Origin of the sequence: Nocardia brevicatena NBRC 12119 (assembly GCF_000308495.1) — a bacterium.
In the GTDB taxonomy this organism is placed as follows: Bacteria; Actinomycetota; Actinomycetes; order Mycobacteriales; family Mycobacteriaceae; genus Nocardia; species Nocardia brevicatena.
Map to the genome: position 1 here is coordinate 1 of NZ_BAFU01000090.1, position 459 is coordinate 459.

The 459-nt window shown below is 63.6% G+C and carries 1 protein-coding gene; it reads right to left on the reverse strand.

Annotated features, from left to right (window positions below; translation table 11 throughout):
• Positions 1–373, reverse strand: a 373-nt coding sequence (locus tag ON20_RS24620) for an ATP-binding cassette domain-containing protein (RefSeq protein ID WP_040839094.1), incomplete at its 3' end; no start/stop codon positions are given.
• Positions 374–459 lie beyond the last annotated feature (86 nt).

A 459-nucleotide genomic window follows, 5' to 3' on the forward strand; every position in this document is an offset into this window, starting at 1 on the left:
GCAGTTCGGCGGCCAGGCGCTTGCTCTCGCGGCGCGGCAGATGGTGCAGATCACCCATCAGGACCAGGTTTTCGCGACCGGTCAGCAATTCGTCGACCGCGGAGAACTGGCCGGTGACACCGATCGCGGTGCGCACGGCATCGGGTTCGGTGACCAGATCGTGGCCGTCGACGCGGATCTCACACGCATCGGGGCGCAGCAGCGTGGTGAGAATCTGCACGGTGGTGGTCTTGCCCGCACCGTTCGGGCCGAGGAGGGAGAAGATCGTGCCCTCCTGGACCGTGATGTCGATGCCGTCGAGCACCACGTGCTCACCGAACGATTTACGCAGGCCCAGCGCCGAAATGGCGGGGGCGCGATGACCGTTGGTCATGGTCTTCCTTTCGAGGGATTTTCATAAATTAATGCGAATGACAGCATGTTTCAGCCGCACCGCGCCCGGAGTCCGGTGCGGCGTTA